The sequence below is a fragment of the uncultured Lacinutrix sp. genome (assembly GCF_947500325.1).
Taxonomy (GTDB): domain Bacteria; phylum Bacteroidota; class Bacteroidia; order Flavobacteriales; family Flavobacteriaceae; genus Lacinutrix.
Map to the genome: position 1 here is coordinate 1 of NZ_CANMRQ010000060.1, position 1,300 is coordinate 1,300.

At 38.1% G+C, this 1,300-nt stretch carries 1 pseudogene; it reads right to left on the bottom strand.

Features of this window, described 5'->3' with window-relative positions:
- A pseudogene (locus Q0997_RS20145) lies at window positions 1-1,300 on the bottom strand (hypothetical protein); the annotation flags it as partial.

A 1,300-nucleotide genomic window follows, 5' to 3' on the forward strand; every position in this document is an offset into this window, starting at 1 on the left:
GCTATTGAATTGGTAGCACTTGGACTTGCAGTTGCTAATATATTATGTTCTCCTGCAAAGGCTAAGGTTGTCACGTTTGCCGTTAACGTTGGTGGCTCACTTACTGTTACTAAGGTTGTATCACTACTTGAGCACATGGTATTCATACTTGTACTAATATCTGTGACTACTACTGTATAATTACCGCCTTGTGTTGGCACTATTGATGCCCCTGTTTCTCCTGGTAATACTGTCCCTTCATAACTCCACTCAAAAGTATATAAGGCTGGATTTAATCCAGTATCTACAACTGGTGAATTAATCACTTCTGTACCATTAGTATTTACACATAACAGGTATGAATCATCTAAATCAAATGCTGGTAATGGATTAACTTGTAATGTAATACTTGTCGTTTCATAACACGTTGATACATCATTATCTACAACGCCATCATTATCTAGGTCTACTAAATCACCTAGACCATCGCCATCCAGATCAATAGCATCTATAATACCGTCGCCATTAGTATCGATAGCATCATCTGTGCCATCGCCATTAACGTCTATAATATCAAACACGCCATCTGCTGGCGCACTGGTATCTATAGTATCTACTGTACCATCGCCATTAACATCTAAGCCTGTTGTTACTGTTGCAAGGTCTAGATTTAATGCACCTGGAGTATCATTATCTACTCTTACTATAATTACTTGTGGGTTGGCCACATTACCATTGACTGCAGTGTTTTCATAAAGTGATGGTAATGGGTTTGTACTGGCATCGGCATCGGCCTGATTATCATAATAACTCACAGTATAGTTTAATGGGTCTTGACCATCTAATACTAATGGGTTTTGAGTCTCTAAATCAAATTGTACACTATCATCACTTGGGTCGCCATCAAACTCCATATTATCATCACACGCTTCATACACTATAGCGACACCATCTGGATTCGCTTGAGCGGCTTCTTGTACTTCTATATTAAATGTTAGCGTAGCAACATCACATCCTGTAACGGTATTGGTGATATTTACATAAATCGTTTGTGGGTTACTCGTATTTGTGTATGGACTACTTAATGCATTCATTGGGACTTGAGCATCTGCTAAAGTCTCATGATAAGTCACTGTAAAGATACTTGGATCCTGGCCATTTAATATCCCTGTGGTCATTGTTTCTAAATCAAAGTCTGCCATACCATCATTCATCAGCTCACAGATAATATAATCATCTACTGGTGTTACTACTGGTAATGGATTTACTATAACATCAAAGTTTACTAAACTATAACATCCTGTTCCATTTAACCCTGTTG